The sequence below is a fragment of the Bradyrhizobium nivariense genome (assembly GCF_029846695.2).
Taxonomy (GTDB): Bacteria; Pseudomonadota; Alphaproteobacteria; order Rhizobiales; family Xanthobacteraceae; genus Bradyrhizobium.
The window spans coordinates 140,269-158,231 of sequence record NZ_JARWCR020000003.1; the positions used below are offsets into that span (position 1 = coordinate 140,269).

Genomic DNA, 17,963 nt, shown 5'->3' on the forward strand with positions numbered 1-17,963 from the left:
TCTCGCCATGACATGTCGCCCTTGACGTGACGGCAAGCTGATTTTACGACAGGTCGAGTTAATAACAAATGTTCGCATTCCGAACAACATCGATTTGACGATCGGAGGAAGTTTGTCGACATCATCGCTGCACCCCCATGGCGTGTTCTCCGCCGCGCTGACGCCGCTCGACGCCGAGCTCGCCCCCGATCATGCGCGTTTCGTCGCGCATTGCCGCCATCTTCTGGACGAAGGCTGCGACGGCATCGCGTTGCTGGGCACGACAGGCGAGGCGAACTCCTTCTCGGCCGCCGAGCGCACCGCACTGCTCGAGGCAGTGGTCGCCGCCGGCATCGCGCCGCAGCGGCTTCTGCCCGGCACCGGCGTCGCCGCGCTCAGCGAGACTGTCGCCTTGACGCGGCACGCGCTCTCGGTCGGCGTCGATTCCGTCGTGATGCTGCCGCCGTTCTACTACAAGGGCGTTACCGATGACGGCATCTTCGCCTCCTACAGCGAAGTCGTGCAGCGCATCGGCGATGTCAGGCTCAAAATCGTGCTCTATCATATCCCGCAGATGTCGGCGCAGCCGATCTCGCATGCGCTGATCGAACGGCTGCGCGCGGCTTATCCGTCCACCTTCACCGGCATCAAGGATTCCTCCGGCGACTTCGCCAACATGACCGCGATGGTCGAGCGCTTCCCGGGCTTTTCGGTCCTGGTCGGGGCCGATCCGCTGCTGCTGCCGTTGCTGCGCAAGGGCGGCGCCGGCTGCATCACCGCGACTTCCAATCTCGTCGCGCGCGATCTTGCCTATGTCTACAAGCATTTTCGCGATAGCGACGACGACACGGCACTCAAGGCGGCGCAGGCGCGCATCGTAAATGCGCGCGAATTGGTCTCGCGTTTCCCGCAGATGGCCTCCCTGAAGGCGCTGGTCGCCGAGCGCACCGGCCATGCCGGATGGCAGCGCCTGCGGCCGCCGCTGGAATCCTTGCCGCCGGGCCAGGTGAAAGAGCTGCTCGCGAATGCGACGGCATTCGCCTAGCGTGGCGCGCGACGAGGCGATCCGATGTCCGACACTTTCCGTGATGCGTTGACCGGGCTTGCCGCCATCGTCGGCGACAAGCACGTCATCGCGTCCGGGCCCGACCAGGAGCCCTATGTGGTGGACTGGCGCGGGCGCTATCACGGTCGCGCCGCCGCTGTGGTGAAGCCCGGCTCGACCGCCGAGGTCGCTTCCGTCGTCAAGTTCTGCGCGGGAAGGCAGCTCGCGATCGTGCCGCAAGGCGGCAACACCGGCATGTGCGGAGCCGCGACCCCGGACGATCGTGCGGCCAATGTCGTGATCCGGCTCGACCGCATGCGGGCCGTGCGCGACGTCAGCCCGCTCGCCAACACCATTACCGTGGAGGCCGGCTGCATCCTCGCCGACGTGCAGAATGCGGCCCGGGACGTCGATCGCTATTTCCCCCTGAGCCTGGGTGCCGAGGGCTCCTGCCAGATCGGCGGCAACATCTCGACCAATGCCGGCGGCACGGCCGTACTGCGCTACGGGCCGACGCGCGATCTCGTGCTCGGGCTGGAGGTCGTGCTGCCCGACGGGAGAATTTTCAACGGCCTGCGTGGGCTCCGCAAGGACAACACAGGTTACGCGCTCAAGCAGCTCTTCATCGGCGCAGAGGGGACGCTCGGCATTGTCACCGCTGCCGTGTTGAAATTGTTCTCGCCGCCGCGCAGCTCGGCACTGGCGCTGCTCAAATTGCAGGGCGTCGAGCAGGCGCTCGAGATCATGCAACGCCTGCGCGGTGCGGTCGGCGACCGGCTCGGCAGCCTCGAGATCATGTCGCGATCACAGATTGAAGCGATCGCGGAGACCGTGCCTGATGTCACGATCCCGTTCGAGCTGACGACGCCGTGGTATCTGATCGTCGAGCTGACCGACACGCTCGCGGGCGTCGATCTTGATGAGCCGCTCGGGGCGGTGCTCGCGGATGCGATGGAGGCCGGGCTTGCCGAAGACGTCATCCTGGCGTCCAACCTCGCGCAGGCGAAGGCGATCTGGGCCGTCAGGCACAGTGTCTCCGAAGGCAACAAGCGCAGCGGTTATGTGGTGTCGCACGACAGCGTGGTGCCGCTGGACCGTCAGGCTGTCTTCGTCACCAATGTCGAGGCCCGGATCAACGCCGCCGTGCCGGATGCGCGCGTCGTGATGCACGGCCATATCGGCGACGGCAACATCCACGTGATCGCCCTGATCGACCGCGCGCATAGCCGGGACCCGGACGCGACGGCCGCGCTGGTAGCTGAGATCAACGAGATCGTCGACGACGAGACCGCGGCGCAGGGCGGGGCCATCAGCGCCGAACATGGCATCGGGATCACAAATCGCAGCCGGCTCGCCCGCGTCGCCGACCCGCTCGACATCGAGCTGATGCGGGGCATCAAGCAACTGCTTGATCCGCACGGTCTGATGAACCCCGGCAAGATTTTTGGCGCAGGAGCGGTATGACGATGACGAGCGTCCGCCTGCTTGCCGACGATCTCACCGGTGCGCTCGACACCGCCGCGGAGTTTGTCGGCTTGTGCGGACCGTTCAACGTCGCCTGGCCTGAAGCGTCTGCTCCGCTGGATTGCGGGAGCCTCGCGATCGATAGCGGCACCCGCGAGCGGTCGAAGGTTGAGTGCATCGAGATCGTCGGACGGCTGGCGCCGCTGCTCCGCGAGGCGACGATCGCCTACAAGAAGGTGGATAGCCTGCTGCGCGGCGCATGGGCCGCCGAGCTCGGCGCATGCCTGCGCAGTGGCCATTGGGCGTCGTGCGTGGTCGCACCTGCCTTCGACTATCAGGGGCGCCGCACCGTGGGTGGCCAGCAATTTGCGCGTACGGTGCAAGGCGACTGGCATCGGGTCGGCGATAATCTCCTGACCCAATTGCAAGTGGAAGGCATCGAGGCGCGGCAGGGCCGGGCTGATGCGCTCGCGCAAGGCGGTGTTCAGGTCTTCGATGCCGAGAACGATATGGAGCTCGACCGTGTCGTCGAGATGGGACGGCGCATGCCCGGGCCCGTGCTCTGGTGCGGAAGCGGCGGGCTGGCCGGCGCGCTCGCCTGTAGTCATCGCGCCGATGCACCGGGTCAGTTGAAGCTGCCGGTGCTGGGGCTGTTCGGCTCCGACCAGGTTGCCACCGTCTCCCAGCTGGCCGCCTGCGGTGAGGCAACCATCGCGCTTGCGGAAGGTGAGGGCGCGACGCGCGTCCAGCGCCAGCTGGCCGATGACGGCGTGGCGCTGGTCCAGTTTTCCCTCGCCGACGGCCTGACCCGCGCCGAGGCGGCACGGCGGATCGCGCGCGAGATGACGGCGCTGATCGCGGCACTTGAACGGCCGGGCACGCTGATCGTTGCCGGCGGAGAGACTTTGAAGGCAGCATGCGTTGCCCTCGGCGCGCATGCGTTGCAGGTGACGGGACGTATCGTGCCGGGCTTGCCGCGTTCGATGTTGCAGGGCGGCCGCTGGGCCGGCGTCGATGTCGTCTCGAAATCCGGCGCATTTGGCACCACCGAGCTCTGGCGCGATCTGCTCCGGACCAATCATTTGCTCAACATGGAGAGTCCGACATGACCTCTCGCCATCTTGCCATCACCATGGGCGATCCGGCCGGGATCGGGCCGGAGATCATCGTCAAGGCCTGCGTCGGGCTGAAGGACCGGATCGCGACGGGCGATCTGCGTCTGCTGATCATCGGCAGTGGCGCGGCGCTCGATGGCGCGAAAGCCACGCTCGGTGTCGGCATTGCGATCCCGGAGGTCATGCCCGACGATCGCGACTGGCCGAACCTCTGCTTCCTCCAGGCCGACGTCGAAGGTGAGCCAATCAAGCCCGGCGTGCTCACGGCCGATGGCGGCCGCTTTGCCTACAAGGCGATCGAGCAGGGCGTGCGCCTGACGCAGGCGGGACGGACCGCGGCCATCGTCACGGCTCCGCTCAACAAGGAAGCCCTCAACAAGGCCGGCTATCATTTTCCTGGTCATACCGAAATGCTGGCGCATCTCACCGGTGTGCGCGGCTCGGTGATGCTGCTCGCCCACGGCAACATGCGCGTCAGCCATGTCTCGACCCATGTGGCGCTGGAGGACGTGCCGAAGCGTCTGACGCCGGAGCGCCTGCGCATGGTCATCGACCTCACCAACGATGCGCTGCTCCAGCTTGGCATCGCCAAGCCGAAGATCGCGATCGCCGCGCTCAATCCTCACGCCGGCGAGGGTGGCCTGTTCGGCCGGCAGGACATCGACGTGTCCGCGCCGACGATTGCGAAAGCGGTCGCCGACGGCCTCGATGTCGTCGGTCCCGTGCCCGGCGACACCATCTTCGTCAAGCTGCGCGCCGGTCAGTACGATGCTGCGGTGGCGATGTATCACGACCAGGGACACATCCCCGTCAAACTGCTCGGCTTCCAGGTCGATCCCGCAACCGGCCGCTGGCAGGAGCTCTCCGGCGTCAACATCACGCTGGGCCTGCCGATCATCCGCACCTCGGTCGATCACGGCACCGCCTTCGACATCGCCGGCAAAGGCATCGCCAACGAGCACAGCCTGATCGAGGCCATCGACTATGCCGAACGGCTGGCCGCTGGCGCCTCCGCATCCAAGTGACGAGATCGAGCGCACGATGACCAACGCCTTCACACCCATCGAAATCCTTCGTCCGACCGTCCTCGAGTTCGGCTGCGGCACGATCACCGCAGCGGCGCGCTTCGCCGAGCGCATCGGCGCCAAACGACCGCTCGTAATTTCCGATCCGTTCAACGCCCGCCGCGTCGACATGCTCGCGCTGCCGGGTGCAGTGAAGGTGTTCGGCGAGGTAAAGCCCGAGCCGGACCTGCCCAATCTCGACAAGGCCGTGGCGATGGCGCGCGACGTCAAGCCCGATCTCGTGATCGGCTTCGGCGGCGGCAGCGCGATGGATCTCGCCAAGCTGGTGGCAGTGCTCTGTACCTCCGAGGTAGCCTTTGCCGACATCGTCGGTCCCGAGAAGGTGGCCGGCCGCAGCGTGGCGCTGATGCAGATTCCGACCACGTCGGGCACCGGCAGCGAGGCCGGCACCCGCGCGCTCGTCACCGATCCCGCCAGCCAGAACAAGCAGGCGGTGCAGAGCCGCTTCATGCTGGCTGATATCGCCATCGTCGATCCCGATCTCACCATGACCGTGCCGAAGGAGATCACTGCGGCCACCGGCGTCGATGCGCTGGCGCATTGCGTCGAGGCCTATACCAGCCGCAAGGCACATCCGGCGATCGACCTCTATGCACTCGAAGGCGCCCGGCTGGTCGGCCAATATCTCAAGCGCGCGGTCGCCGACGGCGGCGATCGCGAGGCGCGCGCGGGTCTGGCGCTGGCCTCGCTCTATGGCGGCTATTGCCTCGGGCCGGTGAACACGACCGCCGGCCATGCGGTGGCCTATCCGCTCGGCACGCGCCACCACGTGGCGCACGGGCTCGCCTGCGCGGTGATCTTCCCACATACGCTGGCGTTCAACATGCCGGCGGCCGAGGCGAAGACGGTGGCGGTGCTGGCGGCACTCGGACTGCCGGCGCAGAGTGATGCGAAGCCTGCATTCGAGGCGGCTTATGGGTTTTGCAGGAATCTCGGCATCGAGATGCGGCTGTCCGCGCTCGGCGTCCCCCGGGACGATCTCGGCGTGATGGCCGACGAGGCGCACGCCATTCGCCGCCTGCTCGACAACAATCCGCGCGACCTCGGCCGGGATGCGATCCTGAACATGTACGAGGCCGCGTTCTAGCCATCTCCGCGCACGCGCGCGGCAGCCAATCAACAACAGCAAATGCAGAGGAAACTTCGATGAGATCGATGTGGATTGTTCTTGCCTCGGTCGTGCTGCTGGCGGCGTCGCCGGCGAAGGCCCAGGACGGCTATCCGTCCAAGCAGGTGACGGTGATCGTTCCCTTCGCCGCCGGCGGCACCGCGGATATTTTCGCGCGTATGGTCGCGAACCATCTGCAAGTGAAGTTCGGCAAGCCGTTCGTGGTCGAGAATGTCGGCGGCGCCGGCTCGATCCTCGGCGTGACGCGGTTGGCGAAGTCGGCGCCCGACGGCATCACGCTCGGGCTTGCGAGCACGTCCGCGCTTGCTATCAATCCCACGCTCTACGGGCCGAAGCTCAGCTACCAGCCGGACAAGGATCTGGCGCCGGTTGCGCAGATCAGCGTCGTGCCCAACGTTCTCGTCGTCAACCCCGACAAGATCAAGGCGCGCACCGTGCCGGAGCTGATCGCCTACCTGAAGGCGAACCCGGACAAGGTCTCGTTCGGCTCGGCCGGCGTCGGCACTTCGCAGCATCTCGCCGGCGAGCTGTTTCAGCAGATGACCGGCACCAAGATGGTGCACGTTCCCTACAAGGGCTCGAGCCAGATGCTGACGGATCTGCTGGGTGGCCAAATCGATCTCGCTTTCGACAACGTGCCGCTGCTGCTGCCACAGGTGAAGACCGGCCAGCTCGCGATACTTGCGACCGCAACGCCGAAGCGCGCTGTCTTCGATCCGGAAGTGCCCGCCGTTGCCGAATTTCTGCCCGGCTTCGAGGCCGTCGCCTGGCACGGCTTCTTCGTTCCCGCCGCAACGCCGAGACCGATCGTCGAAAAACTCTCGGCCGAGATCCGCGCCTTCATGCAGCAGCCGGAGACGGTGCAGAAGATGGCCGAACTCGGCGCAGCCGCGGTCGCGGTGGATTCCGAACCGTTCGCGGCCTACATCGCAGCGGAAACGGCGCGCTGGAAGAAAGTGATCGAAGCCGCAAACATCAAGCTGGAGTAGGCGGCCGGGTCTTCCGACACTCGAACCGGCTACAGGCCGGATCGCGACCGACCGCTCCATGGCGGTTGGAGCGCGCTCCGGCCCCGAAACGCACAATCTGCGCTTACGTCAAGGGATCCTGGAACGTGCATGTGACGCCGACCGGGCCGTTTGGCGTCTCCTGCCGCGGCGCCGCGCGTGACACAATGACGGTACGCTCGGGATTCGCGAAAGTCTCGCGCATCTCGATCATGAGTGCGTTGTCTGCGAGCGTCATCATGCGTCCTGATCCGACCGCTGCATCGGCAGCCCGGGCCACGCAGTAGTTGAAATTCACGGGATCATAATCCGGAAGCGGGAATAGATCGCGGCTCTCCGGGTCCGTCGGCCGCTCCATAACCCATTCCACTGATGATCCGAGCGGTTCGATCTCGCCTGGCGGCTGCCGGGCGAGAAACGAGCGGAACTCACCGGTGCTCCGGTTTTTGATGAAGTACAGAATGTCTCCACTGACCTGAACCGCGAGGCCAGCAAGAATATGGTCGTCTTCGTTGATTGGGAGGTTTTCGATCAACGTGATCGCTTGTGGCCTCGGCGAGGCCGACGATTTCGTGGTCGCCTGATCCGGCGGACTGTTGTGCCACCAATCCCACCATGCAAAGTGCTTGGGCTTGCGATTGGGCCAGTGGCCGGTGCCGATTTGAGGCAGGGAGATATTCGGTAGCATGCCGTTGCGGCCGTCGAGACCCACCCACAACAATGATTTTGGATCGTCCGCGTGCGTGTCCAAGGCCGACGCGGATGGCCGGCGCACGTCCGGCACATTCCACCCAGCTGCGGCGAAGACGATCCGCTGTGGCCATGGCGTAGAAATGAGCGCCCCCGACCAGTTCAGCATCGATTGAAGCGAGCCCCCGAGCGACGGGGGATCGATGCTGCCGAATACCGGCTGCTTCGCCGAAAAAGGTTCCGAAACCAGCTGTGTCCAGAACTCGAACAGTTCCGGCTCGGTGACGACATCAGGCTTTTGCGGGATGCCGTAGCGATCGAGCGTGGCGGGGGGTGCGTCGAGGAGATTGAAGTCGGGAGGCACGACTTCGTAAAGCGCAAAGCGATCATTCTCGAACATGTTTTCCTCCTGCGGAGACGCACGTTTCCTTCCCTTCGTAGAAGACGCCGAAGTCACTCCACTCTTGCTTGGCGTTGTCGACGAGCGTTGCAAACTTCGGCAGGTAAGTCCTATCCAGGAGAATCTTGTCGGTGATTGCTGCTGCGAGTTTCAATCCGGCCTTGGTATCCGACGGATAATGAAGGCCGGCGATTTCGCGATTCCGTGAAACTCTGTCGGCAAGGGCGACAAGCGTCTTTCCGATGGTGGTTCTGCCGGCAGCGCCCGGAGCAGGAGCGGGAATACCGAGTGTTTGCGGTATGACTTCCGCGAGGAGCGCGGCGAAGACGTGAGATTGGGTGGCGTGTCCGCTTGGGAACGACGCATGGCCGCTGTGCTGGATCGGCGACATGAATCCAGGGACCACTTGCGTGGGGCGGGGACGATTGAAGTGAGCCTTGTAGTGCATCGCGATCAGCGCTGTGAGTGCGTCGGCCACGATCAGCATGCGCGATGTCGCCGGGTGCGTCGTCGCCGTCGCGGACACGAGGTGCAGGAACTTGCTGATGAATTCGTCAGCCTCCGTTACGATTTCGTCCATGGCCACGGCGCGTTCATTGACCGCCATGTTTCTCAACGCGCTGATATCGTCCTCGAGATCCGCACTCCATGGGGTCAGACCCGAACCGACCAGGGCAAACCCGCCGAGCCTTTCGAGCCAATCTGCCCGACTGGCAAGATCGGACATCACGACCCACGCATACCAGCGCGTCGACCAGAGCCTCGTGCCAAAGCCGGTGGCATCGAATCTGGCGCCCTTGATGTCACGTTCGCTCACGAACGGGCGATCGACGCGATCGGCGAACATTGCGCCGCCCGGTCCGCTGGCGCCGCCATACCCACCATACCCACCATAGCCCCCGTAACCGCCATACCCGCCGTAACCGCCATATCCCCCGTATCCGCCTGCCATATCGACCTCCTCTGTTGCGATTGATTGGTGCCGCCTTAGGTACTTCCGTGCCGAAGTGTCGACGCCAGCCGTGACAGCGCCGCTTCGATGCGCGCCAGGGGCGGTTTCGGCCACGGCGACAGCGCGAGCCACCCCATGTCGATCTCGCCTGCCTTCATGAGCGAGCGGGCATGGGCCTGCGCCTCGGCGAAACGTCCGCTCTCCATGAGAGCAGCGACCAGAATGCGCAGGTTCACCTGATTGTTGGGCAGGAGCGTCGCGACCCGCGTCCCATGCTCGATGGCGGGGGCAAGATCTTTCATGGCAAAGTGGGCCTGAGCCGAAATCATCTCCGCGAACCAGGCGTGCCGGTCTCGCGGCGAAAGGCGTAGATTGATGGCCGCGTCGCGGAGCGCGTCCTGGTAGTTTTCGCAGCGAACGTGCACGGCGGCCCGGTACGCGAATGCGAGTGCGAGGTTCGGCGTGAGCTCGATCGAACGGTCCAGCTGCTTGAGCGCGCCGAGATGGTCGTGCTTGCACTGCGACAGCGTGTAGCCGCCGACGGCATTGGCGAGCGGATCGGCCGAATTGCGCTCCAGCGCTCGTTCGGCAAGCGCCCGCGCGGTGTCGCGTTCGTTCAATGCGTTCGCAGACCACCCGCGCGCCACGCGCTGCATGTGCCAGATGGCGCTATAGGAGAGGGGCGGCGCCCAATTGGGACTGAGCACATGCGCCCGCTCGAAATTGGTGCGCGCTGTCACGAACGTCGTGTAGTCCGGACTGAACATCTGATCGTAGCCGACCAGCGCCAACTGATAGGCGTCGAGATCGTCTGGTCTCTTCTGCATCGCGCGATGAAGCTCCCGGTCGCGGACCTGAGGCGCCAGCGCGTATGACCTCGACGGCGATGCGATCCTGCAAGTCGAAGACGTCGGCTGCTGTTCCACTGAGACGGTCGACGCGGACGACCTCGACTGTTTCGGCGGCAACCAGCTCGGTCGAGATCCGGATCTGATCGCCGACGCGCTGAATGCTTCCGTGAAGCAGATATTGCGCATTGAGATCACGGCCGATGGCACGCAGATCCGGTGTCTGCGACATCGGGATCATCGTCGAGCCGCGGGAAATGACGAACAGCTCTTTCAAGCTCGATAGGGCCTGGACGACGCTGTCGACGATACCGATCGTGAATTGAGGCTCCAGCGTTGGCGACAGCGCGCGAAAGGGGAGAACGGCAACCGATGGCCGGCTGGCGTCAAATCCGACCAGACCGATTGCCCGTGCCGCTACGGAGGACGGGGCCGGCTGTACGACAGTCTCGGGCTGCTGCTGTCGCAAGCCGGCGATCAAGTCCTGCGTGAGTTTGTGCGGCTCGATGTCGTAAGTATCTTCGAGCTGGCGCCAGAGCCGCGCATAGGTCGCGAGCGCCGCACCGATGCTTCCGGCAGCGACGTGGCTCTTGATGAGAACGCGAACGGCCCGCTCGTTCTCGGAGTCCAGTCGGTACATGGCCTTTGCCGCGGCTTCCGCGGTGGCCGTGACAATCGTTTGCCCCTCATCGGGCAGCAGCCTCGTCAATGCATCGATCAGCCGTTCGTGAACCAGCGGCCGTGTCTCGGCAAGCCAATCCGAAAATGCCGGATCGACACCTTCCAGATCGTCGAGAATATCGTCGGTCAGGCGTTCGTGCGCGAGCAGGGTTGGATGGACGATACCGCGCTCGGCATCCGAGACGATCTCGATCACATCACACGCCACCCGTTCGATTTCGAGCGCCACGTGCATCTGGTCTGCATGAAAGTGCGTGCAGCCGCGCGCCTTTAGTTCGCGCTGGATCTGACTGAGCGATTGACGCAGAGAACCCTTCGCGAGCGGATCTTCCTTCTCGCTCCAGAGCAGCCCGACCAATTTGGTCCTGGGCAACTGACGTGCGGAGGAGAGCATCATGTAGCCGAGAAGCGCTTGCGCTTTTCGGCTGAGCCCGATCTCGTGCCCGTCCACCGACGCGGAAAATGCTCCGATAATGTTCAGTCTCAGGCGCCCGGACCCGCCTTCGCCAACCGCCTTGTCGCCGTTGACTCCCGACATCTCGTCCCATCCCCCGTCGACATCGTCGACGACAGTGTAGGAGGGCAGGTCCAGGGAGCCGATGCTTGGTGGAATGCAGATGATCGGTTCGCGTTGGCCGTGAAGCCAATGACACGTGAGCTCAGGAATGCAGCCCGCCGGATCTGGTGCAATTGGTGAATGGTACATCTTGGGTTGCCAGATGGTCAAGGGTTGCGAACTGATCGAAATGCGACCTGACGGTCGAAATGAAAAACGCTCCTCACTTCGACCCGACGGGCGTGAAATGAGCGTGAATGGGTCGGTTTTCAGCGGCCTGCGCCCGCATGTGAGCCGGCTGCCACGTCGCCGGCAACTCATGCGCGAGTGGGATTTGACGTGTTCGCGTCGTCCGACATGCCGCGGTCAGCGGCATAAGGTCGGGCACGGCCGGACAATGTCTCCCGGCCAGTATCGCGTGGGCATCACGCCCAGGCCGTCGGCCCGGCGTCTGGCACGCGCATCGCATTCACGGGCGATTCACGATCGGCTTCGCTTTGTCGGCCTATGTTGGGTCCGGGACCGTAAGGTCGCGCCAACTTGGCAGAGGAGAGACGTGTCATGACTGTTCTGCTGAGAGACACCTTCAAGGCCTGGATCGACCGCGCCCCGGGCGCGCCGCCCAAGCTGATCATGACGGGCCACGTGCGGGTACCGACCAATGGCTGGCAGGCCCGGTTGACCAAGCGCTCGCCACAGGGCGTCAACCCGAAGATCCTGATCCTCGACGTGAACACGCAGCCGCAGGGCGGCGAAGCACAGGAAGCGATCACAACGATTCCGCTCCGCTATGAGGAGAGTCCGCCGCAGGACGAATATGGCCAGGTGATGATCGCAAACGGCAAGGGTGAAATCGTCGTCCGTATCTGCGACTCCCACTGAATGAAGCGTTGACGGTCAATTCACGCTCAACTCACACGCCAATGAAAATGTAATCGGTAGTACCTGGAAGCGAGTCCTGGAAGCGAGTCCTGGAAGTCCAGGAAGCCGATGATTGCCGCTTGAGCGACATTGACCCTGGAAATGCCTCTGCCACCGCCGAGCCAGACAAGCATGGTCGGAAACAGGAGTACTCGCCATGATGCTCGATAGCGCTGAAAAATGGATCATCGCGTTCGCTTTCGGCGCCGTGATGGTCGGAATGTACTCTTGGTCTCGCTTCGACGAGCCGAGTTGCGACAGCCAGTCGGAATACTTCTTCCGCTACAAGCCTCGATTCTCCACATCTTACGGTCGGTATGCCCGCGCCAAGTGGGCCTATGTCGGGGCGATGATGGTCGTGTACGTGGCTTTTTCGCTCGTGCCGGGGCTCGTCAATGCGTTCGCCAGCTTGCGTGCGAGTGACGATTCGTCAAAGACGATCGACGGGCTTCCGTTGGCCGTTGCCCTGGCGCTGGTCACGCTCCAGAACGTGCCGGGTCTCAAAGAGCTGGAGAAGCGCATTCGCGGATACCTGCATACTGTCGCGCGCATCCCCGACTGCGTCCGTCGAACCGTGGCGCAGATGCGTAGTTCGCCGTTCAATTTCGAGCCAGGCGTTTACCAGTGCCAGTCCAAAAGGCTTTTGGCGCAGCCCGGGACGGCGAGCCCGCTGACCGGCGACCTCAGCAAGCTGAGGGACGACGACGAGATCCTTCACACCTGGTATTGCGTTGGGAACGTGCTCGCCGCTCTGTCGGAACGAAGGCGGGACGGCGTTGGGATTGACCCGATCTTCTTTGCCAATTACAGGGACGAACTCGACAGCATCGCCGCAAAACATATTGCGCTTGTCGAGCTCGTGCGCGAGCACGTCGGCGAGTGCTTGAAGGGCAGCAGCCCCACGGATCTCGGAACGCTCAGCGAAGTTCGCGATCTTCGCGATCGGCTGTACACATTTGTCGCTTGCGGCGTTCATTCCACCGTCAGGAATGAGGCTGACAGCCTGGATGTCGTGGCGAGGCTCGGTTTCGTTATCGCCGATGAGCCTGGCAGGGGGCAGGGGCACGCCATTGGTCCGCTCGCCGGCTTGTCATTCATCTCCCTCGCGATGTTGTCGATCTTTACCGGCTATTCAACCGAGGCGTTCAGCGAGTTTGTCGTGGAGCGGGTCGGCCGCGACTGGCTTCCCGGGCTTGGCATCCCGACGGGTACGCTTGGACTTTTTGCGTGGACGTGGCTCACGGCCGCATTCTATTTCTCCACGATTTTTGGCGCGCTCGCGGTTCGTAACGCGAGAATTGCGCGACGCGAATGGTTCGATCTCAACAATTTGAATCGCGAAAGGCCGTTGCTCCGCTACGTCACGCCGATCATGGTCGGAACCGCGCTCGGCAACATCACGCTGTCGATCATTGCGGTCATCGGAGCCAAGATGTCGTCGGGCGAGACGGGAGCTGCGATCAGCGGAGCGCTTCCATGGTTTCCGCTCGCAACCGTCATGGCAGCCATCGTCGTCGTGCTGAGCGACGGGCGCCTGATGGAAGACGGATTTTGGCGCAGCACGGCGGCCCGAGCAGCGCTGGGAGCGCTGATCATGGCCTTGATCGGCTTTCTGACCAGCCGACTGAGCATCCCCATGAGCCTCACGGCGTTTGCGACGGGCAACAAGATAGACCTTACCGACGCGGTCCGTCAGACCGGTGCGTACACGAGCGTTTTCATCGCAGCCCAGATCGGTTTGTTTGCATTTGTCTTGTGTGTCATTGCGCAGGTCGCGGAGCGCTACATCACGCGTGGCCGGCTGCCTGCGGCTGCCGGAAAGCTCGTCGAACTGATCACGCGGCAAGGACCCGAGTTCTCCGTTGTCCTGGATGACGCGTGCGAAGCGTCGCTGTTTGCTGCGAACAGGACGGAAAAAAACATTACGGCCGCGGGCTGCCGGGGCCGATGGCAACTCTTCCCTGAAGGCATGGCAGTGAAATGGAGTGCGGGCTCCGGGGAAGGCTATTGCAAGGTCGGAGAGTTTGGCTTGATCCGCCGGTACGGGGACGCCGTGATCTACGAAGGCTATGTCGGCCAGTTCTCTGCCAAGAAGAAGCCGGTCTTCGACGCCCGGGTCGATGAGCGCAGCAATGACAATCGCATGTCTTCAAAGCGGCGGCGCGAGGCGCGGGCGCCCGCAGGTGTGCAGCCGGGTCTGAAGACCGCCGTTGTCGTGGGATCTGTAGCCGAGGAGATGCGGACATGATTCTGCAAGACCGATGTTTCGTGCCGGTGTGCCTCTATCCCCACACCAGATATCGCACGGCGGCCGGCGTGACGGCGCTCTTCGAGAAATACATCGTGCCGTCTCGGGAGTACCTGATCGTCGTCGCCGACCGACTCCTGGTCCTGGATCGCCTGATCACGGGGCGCTACTTCACCGTCAATTCGGCGATCAGCAAGGCGAGAAAGGAGGCAGAGCAGGTCTCCAGTCTCATCGAGCGGATTGCCCGCAAGGCCGGCGCCGGCGTAACCGGTCGGGTTGTCCTTTGGGACGAAGTCGCCGAGACCGCCGAATTCAGCGAATTCGCACCACGGCTGCGGGAGGTGGTATCGGCGGACGCGTTTCTCGCTCAAGCCATCGAGGAGTTCATCGATCGCCGGGTCAAGCGGTTCGGCTCGGGCAGCGCACCCGATCGCGAGCGTGAGCACGAGCGCGACTATCTTCTTTCGGAAGTCTGCATGAGTGTTTACAGCACGGAGGTGCTGGGGTTCTGCAACGAGGTGTGGGAGCGTCCTCCGGCACCGGAAATTCCCGATCCGCTGAAACTGCTTTATGCGCACCGACCCGAGCTGGTCTCCCGGGTTACGGGCAGGCCGGTCGTTCGCAAGCTTCATTTCCTCTATCCGGAAGCCGATCGGTCCGCCGATCAGATCGACAACGTGACGCTTGCGTAAAGGCCGGGCATCTTCGATTTGCACCGAAGATGCCAATCGCCTCCGTTTGGGAGGCCGGCCAAGTCATCGAACTGGAAGGACGGATTTCGTGGCTGGGGAACTAGGATTCGAACCTAGACAAACAGAGTCAGAGTCTGTTGTGCTACCGTTACACCATTCCCCACCGAAGGTCTTGATATCGCAAGACTTTCTTCAGAAGTTTTGCAAGACTGGCTGAAAGTTTTGCAAATCAGCGGCTCGCAGGCGGTCATATAGCCGCGTCCGCGTTCGCGGTCCAGTCCTTCTGACGATATCCGGCACCTTGTTCTGGTCACCTATGATCGAGTTTCGTTTCGCCTTTTTTTGGCGTAGCTTTGCTTCGGCGTTGGGGCGGGCCAATGGCTAATATTCCGGTCTCGATCGTCCTGGGCAAGAAAGAGTTGCTGCCCAATGGCACTTTGGTTCGGGGGTCTGAAGCCTGTTCATTTATCGCTGCTGACAACCCGTAGCCGCTGCTGCCCGTCGGCGCCGACTTTCATCTGGTCCCTGAACCGCATGTAGTGCTCGACGTTCTGCCTGGACATGCCGATGTCGTTGGCGATCTGGTCGACGCCGTAGCCGGCCTCGGCGCGGGCGAGAATGCCGGTGCCGCGCAACCCGTGAATGGTCGGGTGGTCGGCATCTTCGGGGTCGATGTCCCACTCGTATTTCTTCACTTGGGCCGCCACCCATTGCTTCCAGCGCTTGCACAGCGCGCGGCCGTGCTCGGCGTCTTCCAGCCACCTGTTCCAGCGCGCGCGCAGGCCGTCGCCGGTGTATGGCGCGCCCTTCGGCGAGTAGAGGTACAGATCCTCGCGGAAGCGATCGATTGGCTTCAGCCAGCGCGAATTGGTGAAGCGCACCGGCGTCTCGGCCCAGCGGTCCAGCTCGAGCGCATCGGCGGTCGTGAGCGGGATGTGGAAGGCGCGCCGGCGCTTGCGCGTCTTCTTCGGCCGGCACCAGATGCCGCTGCGCTCGCGGTGCTCCGGGCCCATCCGGATCATGTCGCTGCCGCGCTGGCAGGTCATGACGCCAAGCCGCAGCATCCGTACCAGGTCGGGCGGGGCGTGCGCGCGAACGTGCTCGATCACGAAGGCCGGCCACGGCACGTGGCCGCGATCGGGAATGTCGAAGTCGCGGACCTTGTCGTACGGGTTGGTCTCGGCCAGCGCCAGCGGAATGGCCCAGTCCCAGATCGTGCGGCCGACCGAAAGCATCTGGTTGGCCATCACCGGCGTATCCTTCATCGCATCGCGCGCGGTCTGCACCACCAGCGGCACCAGCTCGCCGACCGCGACCAGGCCCCAGGTCTCGACGGATTCGAAGCGTCGCATGTGGACGTCGTAATTGCTCTGCGTGCCCTTGGAGAGCCGCTTGAATTCGTCGCTGGCGCGGTAGAGCGCGATCAAGGCGCCGACCGATCCGGGCGGCAACTCGGCCGGCATGGCAGCGCGCCGGCGCTGCACCTCGCGCCAGAACGCATCCGGCTGCTTGTCGGCACTGGGAAGCTTGATGCGCTCGCCCTCACGCGAGGTGCCGCGGCCGGGATTCCAGTAATAGTAGGTGTAGACCTTGCCGCTCGCCTTGCGGACAACAGTCTTTTCGACGCCTTCAGGCAGCGTCACGCCGGCCACCCGGTTTCTTGCCAAAGTTCGCCGCTCCCTTGAGGGCGGCGTCTAGGCCGACGACCGTCCTGCCGGACAGCTTACGGTCAACGTCCTCCCAGCGCCAGCGGGGGGAGCCCGCTGGCAGGGCGTCACAAGGTCCCGGCAAGCAACCGTCCTTTACCCACTGGTCCCAGGTGTCCGGCGAGATCTGCAGCTCGGCGGCGCCGGTCTCGCGATTCACATAGGCCGGCGTGCGATCCCCTCGTAGCAGATTATGGTCCTTGCGCACGGTCATTCAGGCACGCCCTGGGCATTGGTTGCGGCTGGCTCAGCATCTCGACGCAGCGTAACGGCGAGGCTCCCGGATAGAGGTTAGTCCGACCGTTTAGGAGACAAGCGCCAAGTTCCAAAAATGCGTAAGTCGTGGCCCGAATTCGTACGACATTCTTTCAGACCGCCAGATCGCTTCGAGACCTAAACCAGGGCGAAGCTTGCGGCATTGCCCTCGAACAGCGAACCCATCTGGATGTATTCCAAAGTCGTTGTGAACGATTTGTGCCGAAGCTGCCGCTGAATCGCATGCCCCGGCGCTCCATTTTTGGCAGCCGAGGTGGCTAGGCCTGAGCGAAGGGAATGTCCGGAGAAGGTGCGAGCCAATGCCAACGCCTTTTCGATAGTTATTCCCTCGGATAGGGCAGTCCTTCCCACGACGCGCTTTACAACCAGAGCCACGCCTGCACCTGTGATCGCGAGCTGGCCCATCTTGCCATGTCGACTGACAGGCCGGAATAGCGGTCCCGTCGTAATCCCTGAGACGGTAAGCCAAGTTCTATAGGCACGCACAGGGCAGACGGTCTCGTCCCTTCCGAAGGGAATGCCGATCGCTTCTTCCTCGCCCGCCTGGTTAGTCTTTGAGCTGGCTAGTTGCACGATGAGGCCGTCGGAAGTCTCCTCAATCCACCCAGGAGCGTTTGGATCCTGGGTCCTCCAAAGGCCAGCGAGCTCAGACCGGCGAAGCCCGGCGGCAAACCCAATCAGAAGTAGGGCACGATCGCGATGGCCCTGCAATGTATTCGGGAGGCCCTGTATGGCTCGTCGCAAGTCGGGTGACATCAGCGGCGCTTTCTTTGTCTTGCGCACATGATGCTTGTTGCGCAGGCCCTGCCAGAAAACGCGAAAGCGTTCGTCGGAGGTATCCAGCTTCGAGCCACGGGCCCGGTGGATCACTCGAATGGCGGTTAGGCGTCGGAGTAAGGTCGACACCTTAAGGAGGCCAGCGTAAGCCGTAAGATAGGGCACGATCGTCTCGAAGAGGTCCGCGGGGAAGGAAGAGCGGTCATGCGCCGTGCACCAGGCATCAAAATGCCCCCAGTCGGTCTTATAGGCGCGCTGGGTGTTCTTTGAGTGCGCGTTCTTCACGTACTCGCCGGCGCGCTCTCGCAGCTCTTCCATAACTGTGGGCAGACTCGTGGTCTGCACGATGAGCTCGGTGGTCATCGCGTTGTCCGTTCTGATAATTGAGGGTT

Annotated in this window: 17 protein-coding genes and 1 tRNA gene; 9 read left to right on the top strand and 9 right to left on the bottom strand. The window is 63.4% G+C overall.

Going from position 1 to position 17,963, the window contains the following annotated elements:
* The first annotated feature begins 112 nt into the window (after positions 1–112).
* From QCM77_RS04170 to QCM77_RS04195, 6 genes are read left to right on the top strand one after another with little or no spacing between them, the layout of a single operon-like run.
* The gene (locus QCM77_RS04170) at positions 113–1,024 is read left to right on the top strand and encodes a dihydrodipicolinate synthase family protein (protein ID WP_279665676.1); all 912 of its coding nucleotides are present in this window, start codon (positions 113–115) and stop codon (positions 1,022–1,024) included.
* 24 nt (positions 1,025–1,048) lie between these two features.
* Positions 1,049–2,488 (top strand): FAD-binding oxidoreductase, encoded by a 1,440-nt coding sequence (locus QCM77_RS04175; protein WP_279665675.1) that lies wholly within the window; start codon positions 1,049–1,051, stop codon positions 2,486–2,488.
* Between the two features lie 2 nt (positions 2,489–2,490).
* Positions 2,491–3,597: a four-carbon acid sugar kinase family protein gene (locus QCM77_RS04180; RefSeq protein WP_279665674.1), complete on the top strand. Its 1,107-nt coding sequence runs from the start codon at positions 2,491–2,493 to the stop codon at positions 3,595–3,597.
* Positions 3,594–4,628: a 4-hydroxythreonine-4-phosphate dehydrogenase PdxA gene (pdxA, locus tag QCM77_RS04185; protein ID WP_279665673.1), complete on the top strand. Its 1,035-nt coding sequence runs from the start codon at positions 3,594–3,596 to the stop codon at positions 4,626–4,628. The genes QCM77_RS04180 and pdxA overlap by 4 nt, the downstream gene beginning before the upstream one ends.
* A 16-nt stretch (positions 4,629–4,644) precedes the next feature.
* Entirely contained in the window at positions 4,645–5,775 is a 1,131-nt protein-coding gene (locus QCM77_RS04190) for an iron-containing alcohol dehydrogenase (protein WP_279665672.1), read from the top strand.
* Positions 5,776–5,834: 59 nt separating this feature from the next.
* Positions 5,835–6,806 carry a Bug family tripartite tricarboxylate transporter substrate binding protein gene (locus tag QCM77_RS04195; protein WP_279665671.1) on the top strand — a complete coding sequence of 324 codons (972 nt, stop codon included), beginning with the start codon at positions 5,835–5,837 and terminating at the stop codon, positions 6,804–6,806.
* A 103-nt stretch (positions 6,807–6,909) separates the two neighbouring features.
* Here the strand turns inward: QCM77_RS04195 and QCM77_RS04200 are convergent, their stop codons facing one another.
* The 4 genes from QCM77_RS04200 to QCM77_RS04215 are packed head-to-tail and all read right to left on the bottom strand — an operon-like array spanning position 6,910 to position 11,122.
* Positions 6,910–7,914 (bottom strand): G1 family glutamic endopeptidase, encoded by a 1,005-nt coding sequence (locus QCM77_RS04200; protein WP_279665669.1) that lies wholly within the window; start codon positions 7,912–7,914, stop codon positions 6,910–6,912.
* Positions 7,901–8,866: a phosphatase PAP2 family protein gene (locus QCM77_RS04205; protein WP_279665667.1), complete on the bottom strand. Its 966-nt coding sequence runs from the start codon at positions 8,864–8,866 to the stop codon at positions 7,901–7,903. Before QCM77_RS04205 ends, QCM77_RS04200 begins: the two co-directional genes overlap by 14 nt.
* A 35-nt stretch (positions 8,867–8,901) precedes the next feature.
* Positions 8,902–9,486, bottom strand: a complete 585-nt coding sequence (locus tag QCM77_RS04210) for a tetratricopeptide repeat protein (RefSeq protein WP_279683635.1) — start codon at positions 9,484–9,486, stop codon at positions 8,902–8,904.
* 49 nt (positions 9,487–9,535) lie between these two features.
* Positions 9,536–11,122 carry a BTAD domain-containing putative transcriptional regulator gene (locus QCM77_RS04215; protein WP_279683636.1) on the bottom strand — a complete coding sequence of 529 codons (1,587 nt, stop codon included), beginning with the start codon at positions 11,120–11,122 and terminating at the stop codon, positions 9,536–9,538.
* A gap of 390 nt (positions 11,123–11,512) precedes the next feature.
* Here QCM77_RS04215 and QCM77_RS04220 point away from each other — a divergent pair, with 390 nt between their 5' ends.
* A complete protein-coding gene (locus QCM77_RS04220) occupies positions 11,513–11,833 on the top strand; it encodes a hypothetical protein (protein WP_279683637.1) in 321 nt (106 codons plus the stop codon).
* Positions 11,834–12,302: 469 nt separating this feature from the next.
* Here the strand turns inward: QCM77_RS04220 and QCM77_RS04225 are convergent, their stop codons facing one another.
* A complete protein-coding gene (locus tag QCM77_RS04225) occupies positions 12,303–12,743 on the bottom strand; it encodes a hypothetical protein (RefSeq protein ID WP_279683640.1) in 441 nt (146 codons plus the stop codon).
* Between QCM77_RS04225 and QCM77_RS04230 the strand changes: the two genes are divergently transcribed.
* Positions 12,732–14,120 (top strand): hypothetical protein, encoded by a 1,389-nt coding sequence (locus QCM77_RS04230; protein WP_279683641.1) that lies wholly within the window; start codon positions 12,732–12,734, stop codon positions 14,118–14,120. The two genes, QCM77_RS04225 and QCM77_RS04230, sit on opposite strands and share 12 nt — an antisense overlap.
* A gap of 68 nt (positions 14,121–14,188) precedes the next feature.
* Complete coding sequence (locus tag QCM77_RS04235) at positions 14,189–14,812, top strand: hypothetical protein (RefSeq protein ID WP_279665661.1); 624 nt, start codon at positions 14,189–14,191, stop codon at positions 14,810–14,812.
* 89 nt (positions 14,813–14,901) lie between these two features.
* Here QCM77_RS04235 and QCM77_RS04240 read toward each other — a convergent pair.
* From QCM77_RS04240 to QCM77_RS04255, 4 genes are all read right to left on the bottom strand, one after another.
* Positions 14,902–14,975 (bottom strand) — tRNA-Gln (locus QCM77_RS04240).
* Between the two features lie 298 nt (positions 14,976–15,273).
* Positions 15,274–16,455: a hypothetical protein gene (locus QCM77_RS04245; protein WP_279683642.1), complete on the bottom strand. Its 1,182-nt coding sequence runs from the start codon at positions 16,453–16,455 to the stop codon at positions 15,274–15,276.
* Positions 16,442–16,732 carry a helix-turn-helix transcriptional regulator gene (locus QCM77_RS04250; RefSeq protein WP_279683643.1) on the bottom strand — a complete coding sequence of 97 codons (291 nt, stop codon included), beginning with the start codon at positions 16,730–16,732 and terminating at the stop codon, positions 16,442–16,444. The genes QCM77_RS04245 and QCM77_RS04250 overlap by 14 nt, the downstream gene beginning before the upstream one ends.
* Before the next feature lie 179 nt (positions 16,733–16,911).
* Positions 16,912–17,934 (bottom strand): site-specific integrase, encoded by a 1,023-nt coding sequence (locus QCM77_RS04255; protein ID WP_279683645.1) that lies wholly within the window; start codon positions 17,932–17,934, stop codon positions 16,912–16,914.
* Between the last annotated feature and the right edge of the window lie 29 nt (positions 17,935–17,963).

What these genes read in the sequence shown, in the direction of transcription:
- QCM77_RS04175 (WP_279665675.1), top strand. Translation starts at nt 1,049, where the DNA reads ATGTCCGACACTTTCCGTGATGCGTTGACCGGGCTTGCCGCCATCGTC.
- QCM77_RS04180 (WP_279665674.1), top strand. Translation starts at nt 2,491, where the DNA reads ATGACGAGCGTCCGCCTGCTTGCCGACGATCTCACCGGTGCGCTCGAC.
- pdxA (WP_279665673.1), top strand. Translation starts at nt 3,594, where the DNA reads ATGACCTCTCGCCATCTTGCCATCACCATGGGCGATCCGGCCGGGATC.
- QCM77_RS04190 (WP_279665672.1), top strand. Translation starts at nt 4,645, where the DNA reads ATGACCAACGCCTTCACACCCATCGAAATCCTTCGTCCGACCGTCCTC.
- QCM77_RS04195 (WP_279665671.1), top strand. Translation starts at nt 5,835, where the DNA reads ATGAGATCGATGTGGATTGTTCTTGCCTCGGTCGTGCTGCTGGCGGCG.
- QCM77_RS04200 (WP_279665669.1), bottom strand. Translation starts at nt 7,914, where the DNA reads ATGTTCGAGAATGATCGCTTTGCGCTTTACGAAGTCGTGCCTCCCGAC.
- QCM77_RS04205 (WP_279665667.1), bottom strand. Translation starts at nt 8,866, where the DNA reads ATGGCAGGCGGATACGGGGGATATGGCGGTTACGGCGGGTATGGCGGT.
- QCM77_RS04220 (WP_279683637.1), top strand. Translation starts at nt 11,513, where the DNA reads ATGACTGTTCTGCTGAGAGACACCTTCAAGGCCTGGATCGACCGCGCC.
- QCM77_RS04250 (WP_279683643.1), bottom strand. Translation starts at nt 16,732, where the DNA reads ATGACCGTGCGCAAGGACCATAATCTGCTACGAGGGGATCGCACGCCG.
- QCM77_RS04255 (WP_279683645.1), bottom strand. Translation starts at nt 17,934, where the DNA reads ATGACCACCGAGCTCATCGTGCAGACCACGAGTCTGCCCACAGTTATG.